This is a genomic window from Pseudomonas sp. NY15374 (genome assembly GCF_048068255.1).
GTDB lineage: Bacteria > Pseudomonadota > Gammaproteobacteria > Pseudomonadales > Pseudomonadaceae > Aquipseudomonas > Aquipseudomonas machongensis.
Genome location: NZ_JBLUPZ010000007.1, coordinates 89,680 through 116,275, shown reverse-complemented (window position 1 = coordinate 116,275; position 26,596 = coordinate 89,680). Strand labels below are relative to the sequence as shown.

Here is a 26,596-nt window from a genome sequence, read left to right as displayed (position 1 = left end):
CGATGATCAGCCAGGTGGTGACCTCGGTGCAGAAAGTCAGCGATTCCTCGGAGCACACCGCCGACATCGCCATCCGCACCAACCAGGGCGTGCACAAGCAGATGGCCGAGATCGACCAGGTAGCCACCGCCGTGCAGGAGATGACCGCCACCGCCCAGGACGTGGCACGCAATGCCACCCACGCCGCGCATGCCGCCAGCAATGCCGACCAGGCTGCCAACCAGGGCATGCAGATCGTGCGGGACACCTCGCAGTCGATCAGCATCCTGGCCAGCGAGATCGGCCGTGCAGTGACCGTGGTGCAGACCTTGGCCCGCGACAGCGAGAACATCAATGCCATCCTGGTGACCATCCGCGCCATCGCCGAACAGACCAACCTGCTGGCGCTCAACGCTGCCATCGAGGCGGCCCGCGCCGGAGAGCAGGGCCGCGGCTTCGCCGTGGTCGCCGACGAGGTGCGCAACCTGGCGCAGAAGACCCAGCAGGCGACCCAGGAAATCCAGCAGATGATCCAGCAGTTGCAGCAGGGCACCCGCGATGTGGTCAAGGTGATGGAAGACAGCCAGGGCAAGACCGACGACAGCGTGCAGCAGGCCAGCCGTGCTGCCGAAGCGCTGGAGAGCATCACCGAGGCCGTGTCGGTGATCAACGACATGAACACCCAGATCGCCAGCGCCGCCGAACAGCAGAGCGCGGTGGCAGAGGACATCAACCGCAACGTCATCAACATCGGCCAGGTGGCCGGCGAAGTGGCCGGCGGGGCTGACGAATCGAGCCAGGCCAGTGCCGAGCTGACCAAGCTGGCCGAGCAGCAGCGGCGGTTGATCAATCAGTTCAGGGTTTGATTCAAATACCGAGTCGCTCTTTTCGCGGGCAAGCCCATCTCTGTGAGGAGTGGGCTTGCCCGCGAAATGCTCGCCATAAATCTCAAGCCGGAGTCAGGCACTCCGGTCCATCGAGCTTCGGATCATTGACCAGATGCGCCAGCGCCCGCTCGCGCAACGCCGCGGGAGGGCTGGCCAGCAGCTCGTGCAGGCGCGCCAGCGGTGTGTCGGGATCCAGCCAGGCGGCCTGCCCGGCCTCATCGAGAATCAATGGCCGACGCTGGTTCATCGCCGCCTGAGTGACCACCGCACAACTGAGCCAGACCTGCTCCTGCACCGGATACGCCTCCCACACCGCGGCATAGAACAGCGATGCGCCCTCCCCCGGCGTGACCCAGTACGGGCGCTTGCGCGCCGTGCCGCGCCACTCGTAGAAGCCGTTGGCCGGCATCAGGCAACGGCGCTGGCGAAATGCTTCGCGAAACATCGGCTGCTCGGCGAGGGTCTCGGCGCGGGCATGGGCGGGGGTGCGGGACAGGTCGGTGAGCCAGGCCGGGGTCAGGCCCCAGCGAGCCCTGGCCAGTTGCAACTGGCCGTCGAGCCGGCGTTGAATCAGCACCGACGCCCCAGGCGAGATGTTCCATTGGGCCTGCTGGTCGGCGGGAAATCCGGGCAGGGCGGCAAAAGCCTGGGACCAGCGAAAGAGGGCGTAACGTCCACACATAAGACAGCAAACCTAGCAGATCAGGGTACCGGGGATACTCTCCGGCTCGTCCCCGGCGAGGGGCTGGGCGGCATTGTACTCATCGATCAGCTGCCGTGCGTACCCGGCCTGTTCATCGGCAACCGCCAGGGCCAGCAAGCCCTGCATCGGCAGATCGCCCATGGCGCCGACCAGATCGCCGCCGATCAGGTGCACCTGGACGCCTTCGCTGGCCAGCATGCCTACCAGCATCTGCGCCTCCATCAGGCTCTCCGGTTCGTAGATGCGGCGCATCAGGCATCGTCCTCGCGGCGTACTTCGAGCATCCATTCGTCACCATGCACCTGCAGGATGAACACGATGGGCCGGCAGCACACCTGGCAGTCCTCGGTGTAGTGCTGGTCGCCACCGGAAATATCGACCGTGGTTTCCACACGCTCACCGCAATAAGGGCAGTCATAAAAGTCGATTTCGAGCATCGGGGGCCTGCGCAGTGACTTATGCGTATAATTGCCGGTCTGTTTACGGGGTCCGTGTGTGTCCGAGCCGTTTTTTTTCGGCCCCGCCCCTACTTTATTACTCTAGCCGTTTCCAACAAGAGAGCATGATGGGCGAATTCGATGCCATCCGACCTTACGACGACGCTGAAGTGCCTGCCGTGCTGGCACGCCTGCTCAGCGACCCGGCATTCCTCGATATCCTCACCCACTTCCGTTTCCCGCGTATCGCGGGCGCCTTCGGCTGGCTGCTCAAGCCGCTGATCGCCCGGCGCCTGCGCAAGGAGTTCGCTGGCGTGACCAGCGTCTCGACCCTGCAGGACAAGGTCGAATACTACGTCGACCGCACCATCGACCGAGCCACCGACGGGGTCACCTACACCGGCGTCGAGCAGCTCAAGTCGGGCAGTGCCTACCTGTTCCTGGCCAATCACCGCGACATCGTCATGGACCCGGCATTCGTCAACTATGCGGTCTATCACGCCGGCCTGCCGACGCCACGCATCGCCATCGGCGACAACCTGCTGCAAAAGCCGTTCGTCAGCGACATGATGCGTCTGAACAAGAGCTTCATCGTGCACCGCTCGATCAGTGGTCGACGCGAGAAGCTCGCGGCTTACCAACTGCTGTCGGCCTACATCAACCATTCGATCCGCAACGACAGCGCCTCGATCTGGATTGCCCAGGCCGAAGGCCGTGCCAAGGATGGTGACGATCGCACCGATTCGGCGATCCTCAAGATGTTCCACATGAGCCGCAAGGACGAGCCGTTCGGCGCAGTGATCCAGAGCCTGAACCTGATCCCGGTGTCGATCAGCTACGAATACGACCCCTGCGACCAGGCCAAGGCGCGCGAGCTGTATATCCGCGCCACTACTGGCACCTACAAGAAAGTGCCTGGTGAAGACGACAACAGCATCGCCCAGGGCATCACCGGCTACAAAGGCCGGGTGCACATCAACTTCGCCCCGCCGGTGACCGAGTACCACGAGGACACCAAGCAACTGGCCCTGGCCATCGACCGGCAGATTCTCGGCGGCTACCGGCTGTTCCCGGTCCACTACCTGGCCTATGCGATGTGGGACGGGCAGGACGCGGCGCTGGAAGTACCCGCCGCAGAGAAGGTGTTTGCGGCCGAGGAGCTGGCACGGGCCAAGGAGGAGTGGCAGCGTCGCCTGGAGGCCTGCCCTGCGGAGCACCGGCCATACCTGGTGCAGCAGTATGCGACCCCGGTGCGCAATCAGTACCAGGTCAAGCGCCAGGCCGAGGTGGTTTGAGACGAAGCCGCTCCCGCAGGAACACCGCCGCGTTCATGAACGGCGCCATCCCTGCAGGAGCGGCCTTGTGCCGCAGAAAAGCTGTTCAGATCCAGGTGCTGAACCAGGACAACAGCAGCGCCATCGCCAGGCACGAGAAGCCCAGGATGTAGTAGTAGCGCGGTACACGCAGGTCGAACGCATCGACCAGCCCTTCCTCGGCAGCCAGGCTTTCACGCACATCGCTCTGGCGACGCCGCGCACTGTGCAGCAGCAGGCCGCCGGGGCAGGTGATGAACAGCGCCAGGACATTGATCAGCTTGGCGGGATGGGCGGCCAGGAACCCCCAGAGGACTTGCAGGGACATCGCGCAACCTCGAAACGACGATAAGCAAAGCCCGGCATTCTACCCAAGCTCCACCCAACCTCCCGTTTTTTGCGACCAAGTGTCACTAAATTTCATCTGTCACACGCTCGTCATCCAGACAGGCCACCCTGTCGGCCTTTCCAGACCGGAGCTTGTCATGCTGCACGCCGAAAACCAGGACCGTCTCTACCTCGTCTCGCAGAGCGACGAGCAGCAGGCACTGATCGACGGATTCGCGATCAACGTCCACGACCAGCGCTGGCTGGTGTATTGCGCCCTGGGCGGTCATGCGCACCAGGACCTGCCTGAAGTGGATCAAGACACCGGGCTGAGTGTGCTGGACTTTGGAATCGAGGCGGCTTGACCTGCCCGCACCCACAGAGAGATGACCCCAGGTGCCGCACCAACCAGGGTTTGAGCGAGCCTCAGCCCTGGTCCAGCCAAAGAAAAACCCGCTGCCTGTCGCCAGGCAGCGGGTTTTGTTCATCCACGCTGAGTGCTTATTCAGCCAGCACCTGACCGATGGTCGGGTCCTTGAACAGCCGGGTCAGCGCATCGCTGAGTACGTCACTGACCAGCTTGGTGTTGGTCTCCTGGTTCGGCGCCATGCCGAAGCGCTGGTCGAGAGAGGCGCCATAGCGGCCGCTGTAGCGACGGTTGGCGTTGGACACGTCGGCACGGAAGGTGGCACCGATGGTGGCCTCGGTCACGTACATCTTGTCCTTGGGCGACTGGTACTTCAGCTCGGCCAGGGTCACGGTCAGCTGTGGCGCGCTACCGGCACCCGAGGTGGGTGTAAAGCCGAGCAGGCGTACTGCCGCTTCGGCCTGGGCCTGCAGCTTGGGCACCACGTCATTGCCGTTGACGGTAATGGTGCTGGTCTCGGGGTACATGCCACCCCGCGTGCCCAGCGACTGCGAAGCACGGCCGTCGACCACCCGCACGACCACCGGCTGGCCACGACCTACCGGATTGAGCTGAGCGGTGAGCTTGGGTTGCGGGCTGAGTTGCTGCGGGCTGTGTGCACAGCCGACCAGGCTCAGGGTGGCCACCGCCATCAAACCGAACAACAGACGTTGCAGCATGCGCATTTCTCCAGAAAAAGCGGCAAAGGCACACAGTATACCCAGCCTGAAGCAAGCCAGTCATCGGCCCGCAGCTGCTGTCACAATGGTTTCATGGCCCCGGCGTTATCCTTGCCCCAGCCCGATCAAACAGGACTCGCCGCCATGGCCTCGCTCTGGACCCTGCTCTTCCAACGCCCGCGCCACAACACCTACGCCCGCCTGGATGCCGATGGAAAATGCCTGGCCTTCAAGCAGTGCCACCAGGCACCGAGCGGCAGTGGCTGGGTCCAGGTCAGCGAAGCGCACCTGGGCTGGCTGGGCCATCCGCTGCCCAACAGTGCCCGGATTTGCGTACCTGCAAGCCGCCGTTGGCAGCAACGCATCCTCCCCGCCTGACAAACGCTGCAATAAAAACCCAAGAAGAACGACCTTTCTGCCCGCGACCTCGTTATAATCTCCCCCCGATTATAAGGACGTCTCCTGATCGGGCCCCGCACTCGCCGCTTGACCCCGGCACCTTCACCGCTTCGCCCACAGAGAGCCTTCCACTCAGGTCTTGCATTGGCTGTCGTGCCTGCTGTCTCTGGCCGTCTGCTGCGCATGAACCTGCGGGTTGCCACCGCGCAGTCCACTTTTGAGGTTCACGACTCCAAAAGAGCGTGAAAAAACGGTTTTTCACAACTTCACGAGAGTGTGGCGAGCAAATGAACAGTCTGGCATGTGCAAAAGCGGCAGATACGTCTCGAACAGCCCTGAACAGACGGCAAAAGCGCTCATCCTGGATGGGAGCCTGAGGCCGGTCCATAACGCACGACGGAACACTTGACCATAAGTCGAATTGCCGCACCCGTGGCAAATGGCGTTCAATTATCGAACACCCAAGACTGATTGGCGGTGTCCGCGGAAGTTGCAAGAACTGCGAAGAGTCGGACATGGCGATCCTGGCCAACCCAGGGGTCCTATGCTGTCAATTAGGTGCTGTAGATTGTGGAGACGCGTTAATGGCGCAGAACGAATCGGTTGATGTGGTACTGGTAGGCGCGGGCATCATGAGTGCCACCCTGGCCGTACTGCTCAAGGAGCTGGACCCTGCGATCAAGCTGGAAGTCGTCGAGGCGATGGACTCCGGGGCCGCGGAAAGCTCCAACCCCTGGAACAACGCCGGGACCGGCCACGCCGGCCTGTGCGAGCTGAACTATACGCCCCAGGCCGCCGATGGCAGCATCGACATCAAGAAGGCCGTGCACATCAATACCCAGTTCGAGGTGTCCCGCCAGTTCTGGGCCTACCTGAGCAAGAAGGGCGGCTTCGGCTCGCCGCGCGACTTCATCAATCCCGTGCCGCACCTGAGCTATGTCGAAGGTGACAAGGGCGTGCAATTCCTCAAGAAGCGCTTCGAGCTGCTCAAGCAGCACCACGCGTTCTCCGAGATGGAATACACCGAAGACAAGGCGCTGATGAACGAGTGGATGCCGCTGATGATGCCTGGCCGCCCGGCCGACCAGCACATCGCGGCCACCCGCGTGCTCAAGGGTACCGACGTCAACTTCGGCGCCCTGACCAACAAGCTGCTCAAGCTGCTGGGCGACAGCCCCAATGCCCAGGTCAAGTACAGCAAGAAGGTCACCGGCCTGCGCCGTAAAGGCGACGGCTGGACCGTGAGCATCAAGGACGTCAACAGCGGCAACAGCCGTGAAGTCGACGCCCGCTTCGTCTTCCTCGGCGCTGGTGGCGCGGCGCTGCCGCTGCTGCAAGCGTCGGGCATCCCGGAGAGCAAGGGGTTCGGCGGTTTCCCGGTCAGCGGCCAGTGGCTGCGCTGCGACAATCCGGAGATCGTCAAGCAGCACCAGGCCAAGGTCTACAGCCAGGCCGCGGTCGGTGCCCCGCCAATGTCGGTGCCACACCTCGACACCCGCGTGGTCGACGGCAAGAAATCCCTGCTGTTCGGGCCTTACGCCGGCTTCACCACCAAGTTCCTCAAGCATGGCTCGTTCATGGACCTGCCGCTGTCGGTGCGCATGGGCAACATCGGCCCGATGCTGGCGGTGGCCCGCGACAACATGGACCTGACCAAGTACCTGGTCAGCGAAGTGATGCAGTCGATGGAGCAGCGCCTGGAATCGCTTCGCCGCTTCTACCCCGAAGCGAAAGCCGAGGACTGGCGCCTGGAAGTGGCCGGTCAGCGCGTGCAGATCATCAAGAAGGATCCGAAGAAAGGCGGCATCCTGCAGTTCGGCACCGAGCTGGTCTCGGCCGCCGATGGCAGCCTGGCTGCGCTGCTTGGCGCCTCGCCGGGCGCGTCGGTGACGGTCTCGATCATGCTCGAGCTGATCGAGCGCTGCTTCCCCGAGCAGGCCAAAGGCGCCTGGGCTGCCAAGCTCAAGGAGATCTTCCCGGCTCGCGAGAAGACACTGGCCACCGATGCCGCGCTGTACCACAAGATCAGCGCCGACAACGACGTGGCCCTGGACCTGGCACAAAACAGCCCGGCCAAGCACTACGCCTGAAACGGCTGAAACGAAAAAACGCCCCGAGGGGCGTTTTTTTGTGCCTGGAATCCCTACCCGCAAAAAGGGCAGAACCGGCTCGAGGATCAGCCGCGGGCGTTAGCGATGATCTCGATGTACTCGGGCGCGTTGCGCTGGTCGGCGATCACCTCGGCGAAGGTCTTGCCGTGCTCGTCCTTGCCATCGACATCGTATCCAGCTTCAACGAAGAAGCCGACGAAACGCTCGAAGTCATCGATGCGCAGGCCACGGTAGGCCTTGATCAGCTTGTGGTGCGACGGCGAGGTCAGGCCATCTGCCGGCTCGAACTGAAGGAACGTCTTGATGTAGTCGTCGCTGATCTCGTCACCGATAACCTGCTTCTTGTCTTTACGCATTGCCGACTCCAACTGGGCCATCACGGGCATTTCAAAGGCGGGCAGTGTACCGCTGGCTGCCCATGCGCCTCAACGCGTACGTACGGTTCCAGTGTGCAGGTCGGCCCAGACATGGCCGTTGGCATAACTGAGGAACTGCACGTACAGCGTCTCGTTGCGCAGCAGGTCCATGATCACCCGGTAATCGGCCTGTGGATAATTCAGCGTCAGGGTGCGGGTCTTGTCATCGTAGGTCGGCCGCTTGAGGCTCTTGCCGCCCTCGCCGTCGAAGGTGACCAGCACCTGCCCGATAGTTGCCCCCTTGCTCATGGGCTTGCCCTTCAGGCGCAAGGTAAGGGAAGAGGTGATGGGGATCGGCTGCTGGCTGGACTGACGCTGGGCACCGACCACCACCGAGTAATCGGTGACCTGCAGCAGTTGTTGCGACTCGGGTTCTTCCTGGCGCAGCGAGAGGTCATCAGGCGGGAGGAACTGGCTGTGCAAAGGCGCTGCCGACAGCGGCAGGCTCAGCGCCAGCAGAAGGGGAAAGATCGCGCGCATGAAGGGCTCCTTGGCATAGGGGAGCACTCTAGCACGCCTGATCGATCGCTACTGGCAGCGTACGCTCAATCGAACTGCGCGCGCATCCAGGCCTGGTACTGTGCCACACCGTCCTCGCCCTCGCGCGGTGCCCAGTAGGCATGCTCGCCCTCGCCTACCGGGCGGTAGGGGCCGGACTTGCATTCGAACAGGATGCTGTCATCTTCGAGCACCACCAACCCGTGATAGGTGCCAGGCGCCAGGTCGACCCCCAGGCAATCGCCGCCGGCTTCGAGCACGCGCTTGTCGCACACCGCGCCCTGCTCGTCGAAGATCAGCAGCCCCAGACGCCCCTTGAGCACCACCAGCGCCTCGGCCTTGTCATCCTTCAGATGACGGTGCGGCGGAATGTAGGTACTGGTCTGCAAACCGACTGCCATGCGGTGGCAAGGTTCTTCCATCTCGTGAAAGTTGTGGTGCTGGCGACCGCGCGGACTGGCAGCGGCCTTCTCAGCCAACGCCCCGAACAAGGCCTGATCCATGAAAGCCGGCTTGCGCATGATCACATTCCTTTTACGGCGAAGATGCCATTGGCGTTGCGCCAGTAACCCTTGTAGTCCATGCCGTAACCGAAGATATAGCGATCGACGCACGGCAGGCCCACGTAGTCAGCCTTCAAGTCCGGGCTGGCCTTGCGGTCGTGGTCCTTGTCGATCAGCACCGCGGTGTACACCGAGCGCGCGCCGGCATGCTTGCAGAAGTCGATGATGGCGCTGAGGGTGTGGCCTTCGTCGAGGATGTCATCGACGATCAGCACGTCACGGTCGATGAAGGAGATTTCCGGCTTGGCCTTCCAGAACAGCTCACCGCCGCTGGTCTGGTTGCGGTAGCGGGTCGCGTGCAGGTACGAGGCCTCCAGCGGGAACTGCAGGTGGGTCAGCAGTTTGCCGGCGAAGATCAGGCCGCCGTTCATCACGCAGAAGACCACCGGGTTCTTGTCGTGCAGGTCTTTGCAGATCTGCTCGCCGACCTGGGCGATGGCCGCTTCGACCTGGGCTTCGTTGTACAGGCAATCGGCCTCGTTCATCACTTGGCGGATATGCTCGAGATCGGCGGACATGGCGCTCTCCAGGAGGTGCATTTTGGAAAAGCGGGCAAAGGTACGCATCCGCTCGTCCCAGATCAAGCATTTATGGACTAACGTGCTCAATGACTGCACGACAGCAAGGACTGAATAGATTAACCTAGCGCGGTTTTTTTGCCCGCCTCCCGGAGCCCTCCCCCTATGCCCATTCGTGAGATCCGCCATCCGCTGATCCGCCACAAGCTCGGCCTGATGCGCCGCGCCGATATCAGCACCAAGAACTTTCGCGAACTCGCCCAGGAAGTCGGTGCACTCCTGACCTACGAAGCCACCCAGGACCTGCCGCTGGAAACCTACGAGATCGACGGCTGGTGCGGCAAGGTCCAGGTCGAGAAGATCGCCGGCAAGAAGATCACCGTAGTGCCGATCCTGCGGGCCGGCATCGGTATGCTCGATGGCGTGCTCAGCCTGGTCCCGGGCGCCAAGGTCAGCGCCGTGGGCGTGGCGCGCAACGAGGAAACCCTCGAGGCGCACACGTACCTGGAAAAACTCGCGCCGGACATCAACCAGCGCCTGGCACTGATCATCGACCCGATGCTCGCCACTGGCGCCTCGATGGTCGCCACCATCGACCTGCTGAAGAAGGCCGGTTGCCGGGAAATCCGCGCCATGGTCCTGGTCGCGGCGCCCGAAGGTATCGAGGTGGTCGAGAAAGCCCATCCGGACGTACAGATCTACACCGCGTCCATCGATCAGCGCCTGAACGAGCACGGTTACATCGTTCCGGGCCTCGGCGATGCCGGCGACAAGATCTTCGGCACCAAGCAGAAGGACGCCTGACCATGCAGGACGGCTTCAACGACCCGCTGTGGCGCCAGGTCGTCTCGGGCGCGCAGATGCTCTTCGTGGCATTCGGCGCGCTGGTGCTCATGCCGCTGATCACGGGCCTGGACCCTAACGTGGCACTGTTCACCGCCGGTATCGGCACCTTGCTGTTCCAGCTGGTCACGGGCCGTCAGGTGCCGGTGTTCCTGGCATCGAGCTTTGCCTTCATCACTCCGATCATCCTCGCCAAGGGCCAGTTCGGCCTGGCCGCGACCATGGGCGGCGTGATGGCTGCAGGCTTCGTCTACACCTTCATGGGCTTGATGGTGAAGATCAAGGGCACGGGGTTCATCGACCGCATGCTGCCTCCGGTGGTCATTGGCCCGGTGATCATCTCCATCGGCCTGGCCATGGCGCCGATCGCCGCCAACATGGCCATGGGCAAGGGTGGCGACGGCGCCGCGCTGATGCCCTACAAGACCGCCATGCTGATCTCCATGCCAGCGTTGCTGACCACCTTGATCGTCGCCGTGTTCGGCAAGGGCATCTTCCGCCTGGTACCGATCATTGCAGGCGTGCTGGTGGGCTTTGCCCTGTCGTTCGCCTTCGGCGTGGTCGACACCGCGAAAATCGCCGCAGCCCCCTGGCTGGAACTGCCCAACTTCACGGCGCCAGAGTTCAACTGGCAGGCGATCCTGTTCATCGTTCCGGTGGCCCTGGCGCCGGCGATCGAGCATATCGGCGGGGTAATCGCGGTCGGCAGCGTGACCGGTCGCGACTACCTGAAAAAGCCAGGCCTGCACCGCACCCTGTTCGGTGATGGCCTGGCCACCACTGCTGCCGGCCTGTTCGGCGGCCCGCCCAACACCACCTACGCCGAAGTGACGGGTGCGGTGATGCTGACCAAGAACTACAACCCTAAGATCATGACCTGGGCTGCGGTGTTCGCGATCACCCTGGCGTTCATCGGCAAGTTCGGCGCGCTGCTGCAGAGCATTCCGGTGCCGGTGATGGGCGGCATCCTTTGTCTGCTGTTCGGCTCGATCGCGGCAGTGGGCATGAACACCATGATCCGCCACAAGATCGACCTCTCCGAGGCGCGCAACCTGGTGATCGTTTCGGTGACCCTGGTGTTCGGTATCGGTGGTGTGCTGATCGGCAGCGGCGACGGCCCGGACGACTGGGGCCTGAAGGGCATCGCCCTGTGCGCCGTGGTCGCCATTGCCCTGAACCTGATCCTGCCGGGCAACGACGGTTGGAAGAACAAGAAGCTGGATGACCAGTTGCCTTGACCAGGCGTTGAAACGAATCGGCCTCTTCGCGGGTTTACCCGCGAAGAGGCCATCACCCAATCAAGCCCTCTCGCACATCCCTGCCAATACCTGCGCCCACTGCGGGTGATCGTTCAGGCACGGCACCAGCACCAGGTCCTCGCCCCCCGCTTCGATGAACTGCTCCTTGCCACGATCGCCGATCTCCTCCAGCGTCTCGATGCAATCGGCAACGAAGGCCGGGCACATCACCAGCAGTTTCTTCACCCCCGCCTTGGCCAGTTCATCAAGCCGCGTCTCGGTGTAGGGCTCGATCCACTTGGCCCGCCCCAGCCGCGACTGGAACGAGGCTGACCACTTGCCATCGGGAATTCCTGCCGCCCTGGCGAACGCAGCAGCGCTGGCCAGACACTGCGAGCGATAGCAGACCTTGCGCACCTGGGCACAGGCCTTTTCGCAGCAGTTCGCGCTCTGGAAACAATGGGAGCCGGTCGGGTCAAGCTTCTTCAGATGGCGCTCGGGCAGGCCGTGGAAGCTCAACAGGATGTGATCGTATTCCTGCTCCAGGTACGGGCGCGCGCTGGTGACCAGGGCATCGATGTACTCGGGCTCGTCGTAGAAAGGCTGCAGCACTCGCATGTCGAACGGCAGTTGGCGGTCGGCAACGGTCTGGCGAGCCAACTCCACCACCGTGGTCACGGTGCTGTCGGCGAACTGTGGGTACAACGGCGCCAGGGTCACCTTGCGCACACCCTGCGCAGCAAGACGCTCCAGCACCTCTGGCAGCGCCGGTTGACCATAGCGCATGGCGATTTCCACCGGACCATGCGGCCAATGCGGGGTGATGGCCGCCTGCAGGCGGCGGGTCAGCACCACCAGTGGCGAACCCTCGTCCCACCAGATCGACGCATAGGCGTGAGCAGACTGCTCCGGGCGCTTGATCAGGATCAGCGACACCAGCAAGCGCCGCACCGGCCAGGGCAGGTCGATCACATACGGGTCCATGAGGAACTGGTTGAGGTAGCGGCGCACATCGGCGACCGAGGTGGATGCCGGTGAACCCAGGTTGACCAGCAGCAGGGCATGATCGGTCATGCAGCGTCCTATGTCAGAGGCGGTCGGACAGGTCGTCCAACGCCGATTGCAGATCGTTGAAGCGGAACGTGAAACCTTCGGCCAGCAGGCGCACCGGGCGCGCACGCTGGCCACCCAGCAGCAGGGTCGACAACTCGCCCAGGCCGGCCTTGAGCACCAGCGCCGGCAGCGGCAGCAACGCCGGGCGATGCAGTGCCCGCCCCAGACGCCTGGCGAACTCGCGGTTGCGCACCGGCTCCGGCGCGCAGGCATTATAGGGACCGCTGGCGTCGTTGTGCTGCAAGAGAAAATCAATCAGGCCGATCTGGTCTTCTATATGGACCCACGGCATCCATTGCCGACCGTTGCCGATCGGCCCACCAAGACCCAGCTTGAATGGCAGGCGCAGGCGTGAAAGAAAGCCTCCATCGCTGGCCAGTACCAACCCGGTACGCACCAGCACCACGCGCATGCCGAGGGTTTGCGCACGTTGTGCGGTCTCTTCCCAGGCGATGCACAGCTGGCTGGCGAAATCTTCTTTCACCGGCTGCGAGGCCTCGGTCAACTCACGCTCGCCACCATCGCCATACCAGCCCACAGCCGAGCCGGAGATCAGCAGCCCCGGACGCTGCTCGCGGCGCTCCAGCCAGCTCAGCAACTGCTCGGTGAGGGTGACACGACTGGCCCACAACAGTTGCCTGCGTGCCGCCGTCCAGGGGCGATCGGCGATGGGCGCGCCGGCCAGGTTGACCACCGTGTCCAGCGGATCGTCCTGCTCCAGCTCCTCCAGCCGAGCGATGCCGCGCACGCCGCTGCCGCAACGCTTGGGCACCTGGCCAGGCTCGCGGCTCCACACCGTCAGGCGATGACCCTGGCTGAGCCAGAGCTGGCACAAGTGTCGGCCGATCAACCCAGTACCGCCTGTCAGCAATATATGCATGGCTGTGTCCTCACAAGCTGCGGCCATGGTCTATTTTTAAGATCAAGGCACTTTTTAAACCGATAGCTCTCGGATAAACATAGGCCAACCTGTCCTATCGAGCGGAATAACCTTATACAAAACTTCTGTATTGTACAGGTTTGTCTGACAGCGTAGTCTGCTTAAAGCAAGGTTCGAAGAGGCCATCATGACAGTACCTATTGCCATTATCGGTGCCGGTATCGCCGGTCTGTCCGCCGCCCAGGCCCTGCAGAAGGCCGGACAGAGCGTCCACTTGTTCGACAAGGGCCACGGCAGCGGCGGGCGCATGGCCAGCAAGCGCAGCGACGCCGGCGCGCTCGACCTCGGCGCCCAGTACTTCACCGCTCGCGACCGACGTTTCGTCGAGCAGGTCCAGCAATGGGTTGCGGCCGGCTGGGTCGCGCAGTGGAAGCCGCGACTCTACAATTACCGCGACGGTGAACTGACCCCCTCTCCCGACGAACAGACCCGCTGGGTCGGCGTACCACGCATGAGCGCCATCACCCGCGGCCTGCTCAAGGATGTCACGGTCAACTTCGGGTGCCGTATCGCCGAGGTGTTCCGCGGCAAGCAGTACTGGCATCTGCAGGACACCGAGGGCTGCAGCCATGGCCCGTTCAGCCGGGTGGTGATCGCTGTGCCAGCACCGCAGGCCACGCCCCTGTTGGCGGCCACGCCCAAGCTCGCCGCGGTCGCCGCCGGGGTGCAGATGGAACCCACCTGGGCCATCGCTCTGGGCTTCCAGACACCACTCGACACCCCGATGCAAGGCTGCTTCGTGCAGGACAATCCACTCGACTGGCTGGCACGCAACCGCAGCAAACCCGGCCGCGATGAGCAGCTGGACACTTGGGTGCTGCATGCGACCTCCAGCTGGAGTAGCGAACACCTGGACCTCCCCAGGGAGAAAGTGATCGAGCAGTTGTGGGGCGAGTTCGCCGAACTGGTCGGCTGCGTGGTGCCAGCCCCCACCTTCGCCCTCGCCCACCGCTGGCTCTATGCCCGCCCCGCCGGTAACCATGAATGGGGCACCCTGGCCGACGCCGACCAGGGTCTGTATGCCTGCGGCGACTGGTGCCTTTCGGGACGCGTGGAAGGTGCCTGGCTCAGCGGCCAGGAGGCAGCGCGGCGCTTGCTCGAACACCTTGAGTGAAGTTGTACAAGAAATTTGTCTTGCATAAGTTTTTCGATGTGCTGGAATAGACCTGTACAACATTTTCGTCTTGTACAGGTCTACGGAGGCCACGATGAACTTTCCCCACTCGACAGGCAAACCCCGCATCGCCATCAGCGCCTGCCTGGCCGGGCAGGACGTGCGCTACAACGGCGGACACAAAGCCTCGGACCTGTGCCAGTCCCTCGATGAGCATTTCGACTGGCTGCCGCTGTGTCCGGAAGTTGCCATCGGCCTGGGCATTCCTCGCGACGCCATTCGCCTGGTCGGCGATCCACAGGCCCCGGAAGTGATCAACCCGCGCGATCCCGGTACCGATCTCGCACCACCCCTGCGTGCCTATGGCCAGCAGATGGCCGAGGCGCTCGACGATATCTGCGGCTATGTGTTCATGCAGAAGTCGCCCTCCTGCGGGCTGGAGCGGGTCAAGGTCTATCAGGACAATGGCCGTCCCTCCGTGCTGGGCGGGCGCGGCGCCTATGCCCAGGCGTTCTGCGAGCGCCGCCCGGACCTGCCGGTGGAAGAGGAAGGCCGCCTGCACGACCCGGTGCTGCGCGAAAACTTCATCAGCCGCGTCTACGCCTATGCCGACTGGCAGCACCTGCTGGCACAAGGCTTGAGCCGCGGAGCCCTGATTCGCTTCCACTCACGCTATAAATACCTGCTGATGGCCCACAACCCGCAGGCCTATCGCGAACTCGGGCGCCTGCTGGGCAGCATGAGCCGCGACGACGACCCGCTGCAAATTGGCCCGCGCTACTTCAGCCAACTGATGCAGGCGCTGCGTCGCTGCGCCAGCCGCGGCACCCACAGCAACGTTCTCCAGCACCTGTGCGGCTATCTGCGCGATGCTCTGGACAGCAACGACAAAGCCGAACTGCAGCGCCTGATCAACCAGTACCAGCAGGGTTGCGTGCCGCTGGTGGTCCCGCTGACCCTGCTCAAGCACCACCTGCGCATTCACCCCGACCCTTACTTGATGCAGCAGGCCTACCTGCAACCGCACCCGGAAAACCTGGGCCTGCGCAATGCACTCTGAAGACAGCTTGCCGATCGGCGAACTGGCCCGACGCACCGGCGTCAACCCTGTCACCTTGCGAGCCTGGGAACGGCGCTACGGCCTGCTGGTGCCGGAGCGCACACCCAAGGGCCATCGCCTTTACAGCACACTGCATATCGAGCGAGTGCAGGCCATCCTGCAGTGGCTGGAGCGCGGCGCCTCGGTGAGCCAGGTGCGTGATCTGCTCGAAAACCGCGACGAAACCTCGCCAAGGCTGGAGGGTGACTGGCAAGCTCGCTGCCAGCAACTGATCGAAGCCATTGCCGACCTGGCCCAGCGCTCGCTGGACCAGCAACTCAACCAGGCCATGGCGCTCTATCCCGCCTCGACCCTGTGCGAGCAATTGCTGCTGCCGCTGCTCGAGCGCCTGGAGCAACGCTGGCGCAAGCACTTCGACGCCAGCCTCGAGCAGGCCTTCTTCCACACTTGGCTGCGCAGCAAGCTGGGCGCGCGGGTTTACCACGACAACCATTCGCTCGAGGGGCCGCCCGTGCTGTTGGCCACGACCCTCGACGCCCCCTTCGATGCTCGACTGTGGCTCTGCGCCTGGCTGCTCAGCAGCAGCGGCTTTGCCGTGGAAGTGCTCGAACAACCGGTCGGCTGCAAACAACTGCTGCACGCAATCGCCCGACTTGCCCCACGCGCCCTGGTGCTGCACCTGGGGCCGCGTATCGACCTCCAAGCACTGGCCCCGCTGCGGGATGTAACGCTGATGAAACTCCTGGGAGGCGCCAGCGTCTTCATTAACGAGGAGCGACTGCGCAGCCTGGAACTTCCGGCGCTGCAGCTCTTCGAGACTCCGCAGGGGGCATTGCGCCTGCTTCAGCAATCACGCTGAACCCGACTGTCAGAGACCCTGAGATGCAATTGATCTGGCTGCGCAGCGACCTGCGCATAAGCGACAATACCGCCCTCTCCACCGCCACCGCACAGGGGCCGACCATTGCCCTGTGGATCGCCAGCCCCGAGCAATGGCAAGCGCATGACGATGCGCCGAGCAAGGTCGACTTCTGGATACGCAACCTGCACGATCTGCGTCAGGCTCTCGAACGCCTGAATATCCCGCTGCTGATCCGCCATACCGACACCTGGCAACAGGTGCCCGAAACCGTGCTGGAGGTTTGCCGCATGCACAAGGTGCAGACGGTGCACTGGAACGATGAGTACGGCGTCAACGAAAGCCAGCGTGACCAGCGTACCCAGTCTTTGCTGGAGCGCTCCGGCGTGGCCACCCGCACGCACCTGGACCAGCTGTTCTTCCATCCCGGCACCCTGCTGACCAAGGCGGGCAACTACTTCCAGGTCTTCGGCCAGTTTCGCAAGGCTTGCCTGGAACATCTGCATCGCAGCCTGCCAACCCTTACCCATCCCGTGAAACCGCAGGCCCCGCTGGACATCGCCAGCGACTCGATCCCCAGGCACATCGAAGGCTTCGATACGCCCGCGCAGACACTGCGCGACCACTGGCCTGCCGGTGAAGACGAGGCTCAGGGCAGGCTGTCGCGCTTCGTCGACGAAACCATCGACGACTACCAGACCCTGCGTGACCTGCCGGCCAGGCCCGGCACCAGCCAACTCTCGCCCTATCTTGCCGCCGGCGTGATCTCGCCGCGCCAATGCCTGCACGCCGCACTGTCGAGCAACCGTGGCGAATTCGACAGCGGCAGCCAAGGTGTACGGACCTGGATCGACGAGCTGCTCTGGCGCGAGTTCTACAAGCACATCCTGGTGGGTTATCCGCAGGTCTCGCGCCACCGCCCCTTCCGCGCCCCTACCGAGGCTCTGCCCTGGCGTGATGCGCCCGAAGATCTGGAGGCGTGGGAACAAGGCCGCACCGGTTTCCCGTTGATCGACGCGGCCATGCGCCAGCTGCTGCATACAGGTTGGATGCACAACAGGCTGCGCATGGTAGTTGCCATGTTCCTGAGCAAGAATCTGCTCATCGACTGGCGCAAGGGCGAGCGGCATTTCATGCGACACCTGATCGACGGCGACCTGGCGGCGAACAACGGCGGCTGGCAGTGGAGCGCCTCCACCGGCACCGATTCGGTGCCCTATTTCCGGATCTTCAACCCAGTGACCCAGTCGCAGCGTTTCGATCCAAAAGGACGCTTTATCCGCCATTGGTTACCAGAACTCACCCATCTGGATGACAAACACATTCATTTGCCTGTGAAATCTTCCGGACTATTTGATACAAATAGCTACATCAGCCCGATCGTGGATCTGGACAGCAGTCGCCATAGGGCACTGGCGGCATTCAAGGCGCTACCCGCCTCCACCAACTGAAGGACACGGTATTGAGCAGTACGCGCAGGTTCTGGGTGACAGGGGCCAGCAATGGCGTAGGCCTCGCCCTGGTCGAACGGTTGCTCGAAGAGGGTCATCGAGTCGCCGCCAGCGGAAAGAATTGCCAGGAACTCGACACGTTGGCCGAGCTGCACGAGGCACGCTTGCTGCGCCTGCCCGTGCACGTGCACGAGCTGGCCGAGGCGCAGGCGGCGGCCGAGCAATTGCAGTCGCACTGGGGCGCACTGGATGTCTTGATCGTCAATGCCGGCACGTGCGACTACCTGCCAGACAGCCTACCTGCCAACGCGATAATGGAAGCCATCGTCAGCAGCAACCGGCGCGCCAGCGAGCATGTCTTGGCCAACGCACTGTCTTTGTTGGCCAGAGGCGACAGGCCACAGGTGATGGCACTGTTCAGCCGCTATTCGACGCTGCAGCTGTTTGCGCCAGCGCAGAACCCGGCAGGGCACAACAACCTGCCCCAGTGGTTCCGCGAGCAACGCAAGGTCCTCGACGATCTGACGGTGCAGCTTACGGTGGTCGCGCCGCACTCGCTCAAGGCGCCGGTTAGCAGCAGCATGGCGATACCTGAATCCTGGACGGCGCAGAGCGCAGCAGAGGAGTTGGTGCGCAGGCTCGATCAACCCGAGGCCGAATTGGTGCTCGAAGTGTTGGATCCGACCTTGCTGTGGCCACTGCCCAGGGAAGCCTGAGGTAAACACGGGGCGCCAAGCGCCCCGGTGATTCGGGTCAGAGCGCCATACGATAATGCAGCGAATAGCTCTCGACGCCATCATTGGGCTGCTTGATCCCGGCGTTGGAATAATGGATCGCGCGAACCCCGATCTCGTGCCCACCGGCAAAACGCAGGCCGAATCCGATACGGTCCTCGAACTGGAACGAGGAGCCCAGGTCATTGCTTTCCAGCTTGGTCCGCGAGAATGCCGCCACACCAATCCCCGCCTCGATGTAAGGTTTGACCGAGTCCCCGGCGAACTCGTAAACGAACACCGGCGCGAACGACAGGCTGTGATTGCTTGCTCGCTCGTCGCCATCCCAGAACGTGTAGGCGCCGTCCCAATACCCAGTAATACGGCCTACGCTGGTCTGCCACCAACTGGCATCCCAGTTCGACTGCAGCCCCAGTCGGTAGACCATGGTGCTGTCGCCGGTCTGCCCCACCGACAACGAGACATCGGCCGCCTGCGCCGATACCGTCTGCCCCAACGCCAACGCGGCAACCACTGCCACTCCAAGCAAATGCCTCATGAGCCCGTCCTTCTTCCTGGTGTTGTTATCAAGTGTCTGCCTGTAAGTCAGGCTCAATGATAGAAATCAGCACTGGGACGATAGTTCAGCTTTGCCAGGGGAAATTTCACATTTTTTTTACAAGTCGAACGCACTGACCTGTTCGACCGAGGCGCCCCATAGAAGCGGGAGGATCTTGTGCAAGTGCTGCGTGTCGCCACTGCTGCAGAATTCGGCCTCACGCGCAGGCCCGTCGGCCAGCAGGTCGCGGGCCAGCAACAGGCGTTGCAACTGACGCGCCACGGCAGCACCGGTATCGATGATCGCCACCTCGGCCGGCACCATGTCGGCCAGCAGCGGGCGCAGGAAGGGATAATGCGTGCAGCCGAGGATCAGCGTGTCGCAGCCGGCAGCCAGCAGCGGCTGCACGTAGCCGAGCAACATCTGGCGTAGCAGTGGACTGTTCAGGTCACCGGCCTCGATCAGCTCGACCAGGCCAGGGCATGGCTGGGTGACCACCTGCACATCGTTGGCGAAGCGGTCGAGCAAGGCGGCAAATTTTGCACTCTGCAAGGTGCCGGTGGTAGCCAGGACGCCGACCACACCGGAGCGTGTCGCCGCAGCGGCCGGCTTGACCGCAGGCTCCATGCCCACCAACGGCCAATCGGGGTAGCGCTCCCGCAAGTCGGCCACAGCCGCCACGGTCGCGGTATTGCACGCCAGGACCATGGCCTTGGCACCGCGTGCGTGGAAGAACTCGGCGATGCGCCGGCAGCGCTCACGGATGTAGTCGGGGGATTTCTCGCCATAGGGTACGTGGCCGCAATCGGCGACGTAGAGCAGCGACTCGTGGGGCAGCAAGCGCCGAATCTCGGCAAGCACCGACAAGCCACCGACGCCCGAATCCATCACGCCCACCGGCGCCGAGCGATCAGCCATGGCGATCGCCGCACACCGTGCAGGCCGGGTCTCGCTTGACCCGCAGCTCGCGCATGCGCGTGCCGAGGGCATCGATCAGCAACAAGCGGCCCACCAGGGGCTCGCCAAACCCGGCCAGCAGCTTCAGTGCTTCCAAGGCCTGCAAGCTGCCCACCAGCCCCACCAGCGGACCGATCACGCCGGCTTCGCTGCAGGTCAGCTCGGCCTCGCTGCCATGGCCATAGAGGCAGTGATAGCAAGGGCTGTAGTCGCGCCGAGGGTCGAACACCGACAACTGTCCCTCCAGGCGAATGGCCGCGCCGCTCACCAATGGCTTGCCAGCAGCCACGCATGCGGCGTTGACCGACTCGCGAGTGGCGAAGTTGTCGGAGCAGTCCAGCACCAGGTCCACCGCCGCCACCGCCGCAGCCAACGAGTCGTCGTCCAGGGCATGGCGATGGGCGACCAGGGTGACCTCCGGATTGATCGCTTGCAGACGCTGCAACGCCGAGTCGACCTTGGTCATGCCGACGCTGTCGCTGTCATGGAGGACCTGGCGTTGCAGGTTGGTCAGGTCGACCGTGTCGAAGTCGGCCAGGTGCAACTCGCCCACGCCAGCAGCCGCCAGGTAGAGCGCGACGGGCGAACCCAGGCCACCGAGCCCGACCACCAGGGCCTTGCTCTGCTTGAGCCGCAACTGGCCGTCGATATCCACCTGCGACAGCAGGATCTGCCGGCTGTAGCGCAACAGTTCCTGATCACTCAGCATGGCAGGCGCCCAAGGGAAATACGCTCATGCCCACCCAGGTCGCGGCGGCTGTCCACCTCGATGAAACCGCTACCAGCCAACAGGTCGCGCACTGCGCCAGCCTGGTCGTAGCCATGCTCGAGCAACAACCAGCCGCCGGGCAACAGGTGCTGCGGCGCCTGGGCAATGATCAGACGCAGATCGTCAAGGCCATCTGGGCCGGCCACCAGCGCACTGCTGGGCTCGAAACGCACATCGCCCTCGCTCAAGTGCGGATCTTCGGCGGCAATGTAGGGCGGGTTGCTGAGGATCAGGTCGAAACGCTCGTCGGCCAGGGCGTCGAACCAGTGACTACTGCGCACCTGAACATTCATCAGGTGCAGGCGCGCGCGGTTGCGCTCGGCCAGAGCCACGGCCTCGTCGATGCGATCGACTGCCGTCACCTGCCAGGCCGGGCACTCGCTCGCCAGGGCCAGGGCGATGGCGCCGCTGCCGGTGCCAAGGTCAAGCACCCGGGCAGGTTTGGCAGGCACCCGTTCGAGCGCGGTTTCCACCAGCAACTCGGTGTCTGGTCGAGGGATCAGGGTGTGCGGCGCGACTTCAAGGTCGAGCTTCCAGAAGCCCTGCTGACCGAGAATGTACGCCACCGGCTCACCTGCGCGACGCCGTTCGAGAAAGGCCGCGAAGGCCTGCGCTGCCTCGCTGCTGACGATACGCTCGGGCCAGGTGTGCAGGTAGCTGCGCGACTTGCCCAAGGCAGCGGACAGCAACAACTCGGCGTCCAGGCGCTCGGTGGGCGAATCGGGCAATTGTGCGTTGCGCAGCAGGCTGGCGATGATGGTCATCAGTCCCCCAGGGCGGCCAGTTGATCGGCCTGGTATTCGGCCAGCAAGGGTTCGATCACCGCATCGACACCACCGGCGAGCACATCGTCGAGGGAGTAGAGCGTCAGGTTGATGCGATGGTCGGTGACCCGACCCTGCGGGTAGTTGTAGGTGCGGATGCGCTCGGAGCGGTCGCCCGAGCCCACCAACAGCTTGCGCTCGCTGGCAATCGCATTCTGCGCGGCGCTGGTCTGCATGTCGTTGAGTTTGGCCGACAGCCACGACATGGCGCGGGCGCGGTTCTTGTGCTGGGAACGTTCTTCCTGGCACTCGACGACGATGCCGGTCGGCAAGTGGGTGATGCGGATCGCCGAATCGGTCTTGTTCACGTGCTGACCACCCGCACCCGAGGCGCGATAGGTGTCGACGCGCAGGTCGGCCGGATTGATCTCGATTGCGGCCTGCTCGTCAGGCTCGGCCAGCACCGCCACGGTGCAGGCGGACGTGTGGATGCGGCCCTGCGATTCGGTTTCCGGCACGCGCTGCACCCGGTGCGCCCCGGACTCGAACTTGAGCTTGCCGTATACGCTGTCGCCCTCGACGCGGGCGATGATTTCCTTGTAGCCGCCGTGTTCACCCTCGTTCTCGGAGAGAATCTCCAGGCGCCAGCCACGTTTCTCGGCGTAGCGCGAGTACATGCGGAACAGATCACCGGAAAAGATCGCAGCCTCGTCGCCGCCGGTGCCGGCACGGATCTCGAGAAACACGTTGCGCCCGTCGTTGGGGTCCTTGGGCAGCAGCATGCGCTGAAGCTGCGACTCCAGGACGACGAGTTGCTCCTTGGCTTCGCGCACTTCCTCCACGGCCATCTCGCGCAGGTCCGGATCGCTGTCCTTGAGCAGCGCCTGGGCGCCCTCCAGATCCTCCTGGACCTTGCACCACTCCTTATAGGCGACGAACACCGGCTCGACTTCGGCATATTCACGGGAATAGGCGCGGAAACGGGTCTGGTCGGAAATGACTTCGGCATCACCCAGCAGGGCGGTGAGTTCTTCGAAGCGGTCCTGGAGGATGTCCAGTTTTTTCAGCAGCGACGCTTTCATTGCGTGGGTTTGTCCGTCGAGCCCTCGTGGAGGGCAAAGAGTTCCTGGGCCATGGCCAGCGCATCGACGCGGCCTTCGGCAGAGAGCTTTTTCAGTTGCACGCTGGGCGCGTGCAACAGCTTGTTGGTCAGGCCGCGGGCCAGCTGGGCGAGTATTTCTTCGGGGTTACCACCGTTGGCCAGCAGGCGCTGGGCTTTTTGCAGTTCCTCATCGCGCAACCGCTCGCTCTGCTGGCGGTAGGCCTTGAGCACGTCCACCGCAGCCAGCTCGCGCAGGCGCGCCATGAAGTCATCGGCACCGAGATTGACCAGCTCTTCGGCGGCCTGGGCTGCACCCTGGCGGCTCTTGAGGTTTTCGGCGACGACTTCGTGCAGGTCATCGACCGTATAAAGATAGACGTCGTCCAGCTCGCCCACCTGCGGCTCGATGTCCCGCGGCACAGCGATGTCGACCATGAAGATCGGCTTGTGCCGGCGCTGCTTCAGCGCGCTCTCGACCGCGCCCTTGCCGAGAATCGGCAACTGGCTGGCGGTGGAACTGATGACGATGTCACTGTTGGCCAGTTCCTGCGGGATGTCCGCCAACAGCACGGCATGGGCACCGAACTGCTCGGCGAGGATGCTGGCGCGCTCGAGCGTGCGGTTGGCGACGACGATCCGCTTGACCCCCTGCTCATGCAAGTGGCGGGCGACCAGGGTGATGGTTTCGCCGGCACCGATCAGCAGGGCCTGGCTGCGGCCCAGGTCGGCGAAGATCTGCTTGGCCAGGCTGACGGCGGCGAAGGCGACCGAGACCGGGTTCTCACCGATGGCGGTGTCAGTGCGCACCTGCTTGGCGGCACTGAAGGTGGCCTGGAACAGACGCCCGAGCAACGGGCCGATGGTGCCGGCCTCACGGGCCACTGCGTAGGCCGATTTCATCTGGCCGAGGATCTGGGGCTCGCCCAGCACCAGCGAGTCGAGCCCGGAGGCGACACGCATCATGTGTTTGACCGCATCGTGCTCTTCGTGAACGTAGGCACTGGCACGCAGCTCGTCGAGGCTCAGGCGGTGGTAGGCGGCCAGCCATTGCAGCACGGCGTCGGCGCTGAGCTGGTCCTGCTCTATATAGAGCTCACTGCGGTTGCAGGTCGACAGGATCGCCGCCTCGCGGCTGGCGGTCAGTCGGCAGAGCTGCTGCAGGGCATCGACCAGCTGCTCGGGCGTAAACGCCACGCGCTCGCGTACGTCTACCGAGGCAGTCTTGTGGTTGATACCGAGGGCGAGAAAGGCCATGCAAGGTCGCTGGTTGGGACGGTAAGCCGATAATTGTCCTACTTCGCAGGATTCAGGACAACCACCGTTCGCTATTGTCGTGATGAGCCTGGGCTATCGTGAGGCCTGCAGGCACGCCCCGAACCCAGCCAGGCATCTGCCGCAAACACGTGTGACAGTCGGCCTGCCCCCGAACATCACGCGCTCAGCGCGGTCACACACTTCGCGGGTGGGTTTGCCCCCGCGCTTGTGTCATCATGCTCCGACCGCCGGTTAGTCCACCAAAGCCTCTATGAACAGACCCTACGCATTGCTGCTTGCCTTCGCCCTGCTCCAGGGCTGCCAGAGCCTGATCCCGCACAAGAGCGAGGATCAGCAAGCTGTTGCCGAAGCCGACAAGCCCGAGGCGAAAACCCCTATGGTGTATGGATCGTTCAAACAGGACACGCTCTACAGCTTGCTGGTGGCTGAACTTGCCGGCCAGCGCAACCGCTTCGACATCGCCCTGGCCAACTATGTCGACCAGGCACAGAAAACCCAGGACCCGGCCGTCTCCGAGCGTGCCTACCGCATCGCCGAGTACCTCGGGGCCGATGAACCGGCCCTCGACACCGCGCTGATCTGGGCCCGCAACGACCCGCAGAACCTCGACGCCCAGCGCGCCGCGGCGATCCAGCTGGCCCGCTCCGGCCGCTACGACGACGCCATGGCCTACATGGAGAAAGTGCTCCAGGGCCAGGGCGATACCCACTTCGACTTCCTCGCCCTGTCTGCCGCCGAAACCGACCAGAGCACCCGCGACGGGCTGATGCAAAGCTTCGACCGCCTGCTGGTCAAGTACCCGGACAACAGCCAACTGGTCTTCGGCAAGGCCCTGCTGCTCAACCAGGACGGCAAGACCGAACAGGCACTCGAACTGCTCGAAAGCCATCCGCCACGCAATGGCGAAATCGCGCCGATCCTGCTGCGCGCGCGCCTGCTCCAGGCCCTGGACCGTGGCGGCGAAGCACTGCCACTGCTGCGCGGGGCGATTCGCGACAATCCGGACGACAAGCGCCTGCGCATCACGTATGCCCGCACGCTGGTCGAACAGGACCGCATCACCGACGCCAAGGCCGAGTTCGAAAGCCTGCTGCAACAGTACCCGGATGACGACGAGCTGCGTTATTCGCTGGCGCTGGTGAGCATGGAGAACAAGAACTGGGACGAGGCCGAAGGCTACCTGCAGGAGATGGTCGAGCGCGACAGCAACGTCGACGCCGCGCACCTGAACCTCGGGCGCATTCGCGAAGAACGCGGCCTCCCGGCAGCGGCCCTGCGCGAATACGCGCTGGTCGGCCCAGGCCCGGACTACCTGGCCGCGCAATTGCGCCAAGCCGATATCCTGATCGCCAACGGCCGCAGCGCCGAGGCCTCGCGCCACCTGGCCGAAGCCCGCGAAGCACAGCCCGACTATGCGATCCAGCTCTACCTCATCGAGGCCGAAACCCTGGGCAACAATGGCAAGGAAGCCCAGGCCGACCAGGTACTGCAGCAGGCCATCAAGCGCTACCCCGACGATCTCAACCTGCTCTACACCCGCGCCATGCTCGCTGAAAAGCGCGACGACCTGCCGCAGATGGAAAAAGACCTGCGCGCCATCATCGCCCGCGAACCGGAAAACGCGATGGCCCTCAACGCCCTGGGCTACACCCTGGCCGACCGCACCACACGCTATGGCGAAGCAAAAGCACTGATCGACAAAGCCCACCAGCTCACCCCGGACGACCCGGCAGTGCTCGACAGCCTGGGCTGGGTCAATTATCGCCTGGGCAACCTGGACGAGGCCGAGCGCCTGTTGCGCCAGGCGCTGGAGCGCTTCCCCGACCATGAAGTCGCCGCCCACCTGGGCGAGGTGCTGTGGGCCAACGGCAAGCGCCGCGAAGCGCGCCAGGTCTGGGCCAAGGCCTTCGCCGAACAACCCGACAGCCCTATCCTGCGCAAGACCGTCCTGCGCCTGACCGGATCCGAGAACCTTTAAATCATGCGTTTGCGTCATCTCATCACCTTCGCCCTGATCGCCCTGCTCACCGGCTGCGCCGGTTTCGGCACCCGTGAAGCCGTCCAGGGCAAGGGCAGCCCGCAACAGTGGCGCGAGCACAAGCAACAGTTGAGCACCCTCGACGGCTGGCAGATCAACGGCAAGGTCGGCATCCGCGCCCCGCGTGACTCGGGCAGCGGCACGCTGTTCTGGCTGCAGCGCCAGGACTACTACGACATTCGCCTGGCTGGGCCCCTGGGTCGCGGCGCCGCACGCCTGACCGGCCGCCCCGGCGGCGTGGTGCTGGAAGTGGCCAATCAGGGCCGTTACGAGGCAGCGACCCCCGAAGCCCTGCTCGAAGAGCAGCTCGGTTGGCGCCTGCCGGTATCGCATCTGGTCTGGTGGGTGCGCGGCCTTCCGGCCCCGGACAGCAAGAGCCAACTGACCCTCGATGGCGACAGCCGCCTGGCCCGCCTCACCCAGGACGGCTGGGAAGTCGAATACCTGAGCTACATCGAACAGAACGGCTACTGGCTGCCCGAGCGCCTGAAGCTGCACGGCGAAAACCTCGACGTCACCCTGGTGGTCAAGGACTGGCAACCCCGCCAGCTGGGACACTGATCC

General features: G+C 63.8%; 31 protein-coding genes. 14 read left to right on the top strand and 17 right to left on the bottom strand.

Features of this window, described 5'->3' with window-relative positions; translation table 11 throughout:
* Positions 1–2: 2 nt before the first annotated feature.
* On the top strand, positions 3–845 hold the full coding sequence (locus ACNFHO_RS16105) for a methyl-accepting chemotaxis protein (protein WP_371105661.1): 843 nt from the start codon (positions 3–5) through the stop codon (positions 843–845).
* An 82-nt stretch (positions 846–927) separates the two neighbouring features.
* On the opposite strand, the gene ACNFHO_RS16100 is transcribed toward ACNFHO_RS16105, so the two are convergent.
* From ACNFHO_RS16100 to ACNFHO_RS16090, 3 genes are read right to left on the bottom strand one after another with little or no spacing between them, the layout of a single operon-like run.
* Entirely contained in the window at positions 928–1,548 is a 621-nt protein-coding gene (locus ACNFHO_RS16100) for an SOS response-associated peptidase (RefSeq protein WP_054894584.1), read from the bottom strand.
* Between the two features lie 12 nt (positions 1,549–1,560).
* Positions 1,561–1,821: a putative signal transducing protein gene (locus tag ACNFHO_RS16095; protein WP_054894585.1), complete on the bottom strand. Its 261-nt coding sequence runs from the start codon at positions 1,819–1,821 to the stop codon at positions 1,561–1,563.
* The gene (locus ACNFHO_RS16090) at positions 1,821–2,006 is read right to left on the bottom strand and encodes a CPXCG motif-containing cysteine-rich protein (RefSeq protein WP_063542939.1); all 186 of its coding nucleotides are present in this window, start codon (positions 2,004–2,006) and stop codon (positions 1,821–1,823) included. Before ACNFHO_RS16090 ends, ACNFHO_RS16095 begins: the two co-directional genes overlap by 1 nt.
* 128 nt (positions 2,007–2,134) lie before the next feature.
* Between ACNFHO_RS16090 and ACNFHO_RS16085 the strand changes: the two genes are divergently transcribed.
* A complete protein-coding gene (locus tag ACNFHO_RS16085) occupies positions 2,135–3,301 on the top strand; it encodes a 1-acyl-sn-glycerol-3-phosphate acyltransferase (RefSeq protein ID WP_054894587.1) in 1,167 nt (388 codons plus the stop codon).
* Positions 3,302–3,386: 85 nt separating this feature from the next.
* Here ACNFHO_RS16085 and ACNFHO_RS16080 read toward each other — a convergent pair whose 3' ends face one another.
* A complete protein-coding gene (locus ACNFHO_RS16080) occupies positions 3,387–3,647 on the bottom strand; it encodes a hypothetical protein (RefSeq protein WP_054894588.1) in 261 nt (86 codons plus the stop codon).
* 157 nt (positions 3,648–3,804) lie between these two features.
* Between ACNFHO_RS16080 and ACNFHO_RS16075 the strand changes: the two genes are divergently transcribed.
* Positions 3,805–4,011 carry a hypothetical protein gene (locus ACNFHO_RS16075; protein ID WP_054894589.1) on the top strand — a complete coding sequence of 69 codons (207 nt, stop codon included), beginning with the start codon at positions 3,805–3,807 and terminating at the stop codon, positions 4,009–4,011.
* Positions 4,012–4,147: 136 nt separating this feature from the next.
* Here the strand turns inward: ACNFHO_RS16075 and ACNFHO_RS16070 are convergent, their stop codons facing one another.
* On the bottom strand, positions 4,148–4,732 hold the full coding sequence (locus ACNFHO_RS16070; RefSeq protein ID WP_054894590.1) for a YajG family lipoprotein: 585 nt from the start codon (positions 4,730–4,732) through the stop codon (positions 4,148–4,150).
* Between the two features lie 144 nt (positions 4,733–4,876).
* On the opposite strand from ACNFHO_RS16070, the gene ACNFHO_RS16065 reads away from it, so the two are divergent.
* Together ACNFHO_RS16065 and mqo are read left to right on the top strand one after the other, a co-directional pair.
* Complete coding sequence (locus tag ACNFHO_RS16065) at positions 4,877–5,110, top strand: hypothetical protein (RefSeq protein ID WP_063542935.1); 234 nt, start codon at positions 4,877–4,879, stop codon at positions 5,108–5,110.
* Between the two features lie 605 nt (positions 5,111–5,715).
* A complete protein-coding gene (gene mqo, locus ACNFHO_RS16060; protein WP_054894592.1) occupies positions 5,716–7,221 on the top strand; it encodes a malate dehydrogenase (quinone) in 1,506 nt (501 codons plus the stop codon).
* Between the two features lie 86 nt (positions 7,222–7,307).
* Here mqo and ACNFHO_RS16055 read toward each other — a convergent pair whose 3' ends face one another.
* From ACNFHO_RS16055 to ACNFHO_RS16040, 4 genes are all read right to left on the bottom strand, one after another.
* Positions 7,308–7,598 (bottom strand): PA4642 family protein, encoded by a 291-nt coding sequence (locus ACNFHO_RS16055; RefSeq protein ID WP_054894593.1) that lies wholly within the window; start codon positions 7,596–7,598, stop codon positions 7,308–7,310.
* Between the two features lie 69 nt (positions 7,599–7,667).
* On the bottom strand, positions 7,668–8,138 hold the full coding sequence (locus tag ACNFHO_RS16050) for a hypothetical protein (protein WP_416766848.1): 471 nt from the start codon (positions 8,136–8,138) through the stop codon (positions 7,668–7,670).
* A gap of 65 nt (positions 8,139–8,203) precedes the next feature.
* Positions 8,204–8,677 carry a WbuC family cupin fold metalloprotein gene (locus tag ACNFHO_RS16045; RefSeq protein WP_063542931.1) on the bottom strand — a complete coding sequence of 158 codons (474 nt, stop codon included), beginning with the start codon at positions 8,675–8,677 and terminating at the stop codon, positions 8,204–8,206.
* A gap of 2 nt (positions 8,678–8,679) precedes the next feature.
* On the bottom strand, positions 8,680–9,237 hold the full coding sequence (locus tag ACNFHO_RS16040; protein WP_054894596.1) for a hypoxanthine-guanine phosphoribosyltransferase: 558 nt from the start codon (positions 9,235–9,237) through the stop codon (positions 8,680–8,682).
* 165 nt (positions 9,238–9,402) lie between these two features.
* Between ACNFHO_RS16040 and upp the strand changes: the two genes are divergently transcribed.
* On the top strand, positions 9,403–10,041 hold the full coding sequence (gene upp, locus ACNFHO_RS16035) for a uracil phosphoribosyltransferase (protein WP_063542927.1): 639 nt from the start codon (positions 9,403–9,405) through the stop codon (positions 10,039–10,041).
* Positions 10,042–10,043: 2 nt separating this feature from the next.
* Positions 10,044–11,318 (top strand): uracil-xanthine permease family protein, encoded by a 1,275-nt coding sequence (locus ACNFHO_RS16030; protein WP_054894598.1) that lies wholly within the window; start codon positions 10,044–10,046, stop codon positions 11,316–11,318.
* Between the two features lie 60 nt (positions 11,319–11,378).
* On the opposite strand, the gene hemH is transcribed toward ACNFHO_RS16030, so the two are convergent.
* Together hemH and ACNFHO_RS16020 are read right to left on the bottom strand one after the other, a co-directional pair.
* Positions 11,379–12,392 carry a ferrochelatase gene (hemH, locus tag ACNFHO_RS16025; protein WP_416766847.1) on the bottom strand — a complete coding sequence of 338 codons (1,014 nt, stop codon included), beginning with the start codon at positions 12,390–12,392 and terminating at the stop codon, positions 11,379–11,381.
* Positions 12,393–12,405: 13 nt separating this feature from the next.
* A complete protein-coding gene (locus ACNFHO_RS16020) occupies positions 12,406–13,311 on the bottom strand; it encodes a TIGR01777 family oxidoreductase (protein WP_416766846.1) in 906 nt (301 codons plus the stop codon).
* Between the two features lie 187 nt (positions 13,312–13,498).
* Between ACNFHO_RS16020 and ACNFHO_RS16015 the strand changes: the two genes are divergently transcribed.
* From ACNFHO_RS16015 to ACNFHO_RS15995, 5 genes are all read left to right on the top strand, one after another.
* On the top strand, positions 13,499–14,485 hold the full coding sequence (locus ACNFHO_RS16015) for an NAD(P)/FAD-dependent oxidoreductase (RefSeq protein ID WP_063542920.1): 987 nt from the start codon (positions 13,499–13,501) through the stop codon (positions 14,483–14,485).
* A gap of 94 nt (positions 14,486–14,579) precedes the next feature.
* Positions 14,580–15,545, top strand: coding sequence for a YbgA family protein (locus ACNFHO_RS16010; RefSeq protein ID WP_416766845.1), 966 nt, complete (start codon positions 14,580–14,582; stop codon positions 15,543–15,545).
* Entirely contained in the window at positions 15,535–16,404 is an 870-nt protein-coding gene (locus ACNFHO_RS16005) for a MerR family transcriptional regulator (RefSeq protein ID WP_416766844.1), read from the top strand. Before ACNFHO_RS16010 ends, ACNFHO_RS16005 begins: the two co-directional genes overlap by 11 nt.
* Before the next feature lie 23 nt (positions 16,405–16,427).
* Positions 16,428–17,855: a deoxyribodipyrimidine photo-lyase gene (phrB, locus tag ACNFHO_RS16000; protein ID WP_416766843.1), complete on the top strand. Its 1,428-nt coding sequence runs from the start codon at positions 16,428–16,430 to the stop codon at positions 17,853–17,855.
* Positions 17,856–17,866: 11 nt separating this feature from the next.
* Entirely contained in the window at positions 17,867–18,571 is a 705-nt protein-coding gene (locus ACNFHO_RS15995; RefSeq protein ID WP_416766842.1) for an SDR family NAD(P)-dependent oxidoreductase, read from the top strand.
* A gap of 37 nt (positions 18,572–18,608) precedes the next feature.
* Here the strand turns inward: ACNFHO_RS15995 and ACNFHO_RS15990 are convergent, their stop codons facing one another.
* The 6 genes from ACNFHO_RS15990 to hemA all read right to left on the bottom strand — a co-directional run bounded on the left by ACNFHO_RS15990 (position 18,609) and on the right by hemA (position 23,973).
* Entirely contained in the window at positions 18,609–19,127 is a 519-nt protein-coding gene (locus ACNFHO_RS15990) for an acyloxyacyl hydrolase (RefSeq protein WP_054894606.1), read from the bottom strand.
* 117 nt (positions 19,128–19,244) lie between these two features.
* A complete protein-coding gene (gene murI / locus ACNFHO_RS15985; RefSeq protein WP_054894607.1) occupies positions 19,245–20,045 on the bottom strand; it encodes a glutamate racemase in 801 nt (266 codons plus the stop codon).
* Positions 20,038–20,793, bottom strand: a complete 756-nt coding sequence (locus tag ACNFHO_RS15980; protein WP_054894608.1) for a molybdopterin-synthase adenylyltransferase MoeB — start codon at positions 20,791–20,793, stop codon at positions 20,038–20,040. Before ACNFHO_RS15980 ends, murI begins: the two co-directional genes overlap by 8 nt.
* A complete protein-coding gene (gene prmC / locus ACNFHO_RS15975; RefSeq protein WP_151926539.1) occupies positions 20,787–21,617 on the bottom strand; it encodes a peptide chain release factor N(5)-glutamine methyltransferase in 831 nt (276 codons plus the stop codon). The genes ACNFHO_RS15980 and prmC overlap by 7 nt, the downstream gene beginning before the upstream one ends.
* Entirely contained in the window at positions 21,617–22,699 is a 1,083-nt protein-coding gene (prfA, locus tag ACNFHO_RS15970) for a peptide chain release factor 1 (RefSeq protein ID WP_054894610.1), read from the bottom strand. The genes prmC and prfA overlap by 1 nt, the downstream gene beginning before the upstream one ends.
* Complete coding sequence (hemA, locus tag ACNFHO_RS15965; protein ID WP_054925603.1) at positions 22,696–23,973, bottom strand: glutamyl-tRNA reductase; 1,278 nt, start codon at positions 23,971–23,973, stop codon at positions 22,696–22,698. Before hemA ends, prfA begins: the two co-directional genes overlap by 4 nt.
* Positions 23,974–24,244: 271 nt before the next feature.
* Here hemA and ACNFHO_RS15960 point away from each other — a divergent pair, with 271 nt between their 5' ends.
* Together ACNFHO_RS15960 and lolB are read left to right on the top strand one after the other, a co-directional pair.
* Complete coding sequence (locus ACNFHO_RS15960) at positions 24,245–25,972, top strand: tetratricopeptide repeat protein (RefSeq protein ID WP_416766841.1); 1,728 nt, start codon at positions 24,245–24,247, stop codon at positions 25,970–25,972.
* Between the two features lie 3 nt (positions 25,973–25,975).
* Positions 25,976–26,593, top strand: a complete 618-nt coding sequence (gene lolB / locus ACNFHO_RS15955; RefSeq protein ID WP_151926536.1) for a lipoprotein insertase outer membrane protein LolB — start codon at positions 25,976–25,978, stop codon at positions 26,591–26,593.
* The last annotated feature ends 3 nt before the right edge of the window (positions 26,594–26,596 follow it).